This window comes from Micrococcus sp. HMSC31B01 (genome assembly GCF_001816085.1).
Taxonomy (GTDB): domain Bacteria; phylum Actinomycetota; class Actinomycetes; order Actinomycetales; family Micrococcaceae; genus Micrococcus; species Micrococcus luteus.
Genome location: NZ_KV825398.1, coordinates 1 through 1019 on the forward strand (window position 1 = coordinate 1; position 1019 = coordinate 1019).

General features: G+C 74.4%; 1 protein-coding gene. It reads right to left on the minus strand.

All coding sequences use genetic code 11. From position 1 onward, the window contains the following. Positions 1-43: 43 nt before the first annotated feature. Entirely contained in the window at positions 44-712 is a 669-nt protein-coding gene (locus HMPREF3105_RS11355) for a nitrobindin family protein (protein ID WP_063188690.1), read from the minus strand. Between the last annotated feature and the right edge of the window lie 307 nt (positions 713-1019).

The window sequence follows — 1019 nt, forward strand, 5'->3', positions numbered from 1 at the left end:
GGCTCGGCCACGGCCAGGTCCAACAGCGGGCTGCGGGAGGCTGTCACGACTGCTCCCCGCGAGCCCCGCGAGGACGCTCGGCCCCCGGGGCGAGCCGACCCTCGGCCGCGCTCGGCATGCGGTCCAGGATGGCGGAGGCGTGCGCCTCGAGCTCGGCGCCCGCGGCGTCCGCGACGTCCCAGCGCCAGAACAGCTGCCCGTTCACGAGACCGGCCATGCGGGTGGCCCGGTGGTACGGGCCGGCGGCGGAGCCACTCAGGACCGCGTCCGTGGCCAGCTGCAGCTGCGGGCCCTTGATGCGGCCGTAGTACAGCTCGGACAGCGAGCCCGGATGCGTGATGGTGGCGGTCAGGCCGAAGCCCTCGTCGCCGGCGCGCAGCCGCTCGACGTCCTCGGCGGAGCGGAACGCGGGGACGATGTCCGCCGGGCGCATGCCGGGGCCGACGTCGCCGTCGCGCCGCGCCCGGTCCACCTGCCAGAAGCCGGACTCCACGGTCAGCGGACGCAGCAACGTGCCGTCCGCCTCGCACAGCCACGACTCCGCGCGGTACTCGACGAACGGCAGACCGTGCTCGGTGAAGTCCACCCGCTGGTAGAAGATCTCGGTGCCGGCGGAGCCGTCGCCGAGGCGACCCTGGCCCTCCCAGCTGCCGATGAGCCAGGACAGGGGCGCGAGCTCGGGGGTGAGGTCATAGGGGAGTTCAGTCGCCATGGCAGATCACGGCGCGGCCCGACAGCGGGCCGCGCGTCCTCAGCGCTGGCCCTTGAAGAGGCCGCTGATGACGACCGCGGCGACGGCGGCCATGCCCAGGCCGGCCAGGACCACGAGGGCCAGGAAGAAGATCTCGAGCGCAAGAAGGGTATCCATGCGGGACATCCTACCGAGCGGGCCCGACCTGTCAGGCCAGGAAGCCCACCATGACGTGCGCCACGACGCCGGCCGCGCCCACGGGCGCCAACGCGAGGGCGTAGCCCGCCCGGCGCGGGCGCAGGGTGGTGCCCACCGGCCGGTCCTCGGG

Excerpts from the sequence above, each read along its gene's own strand:
- HMPREF3105_RS11355 (WP_063188690.1), bottom strand. The coding sequence starts at position 712 with ATGGCGACTGAACTCCCCTATGACCTCACCCCCGAGCTCGCGCCCCTG.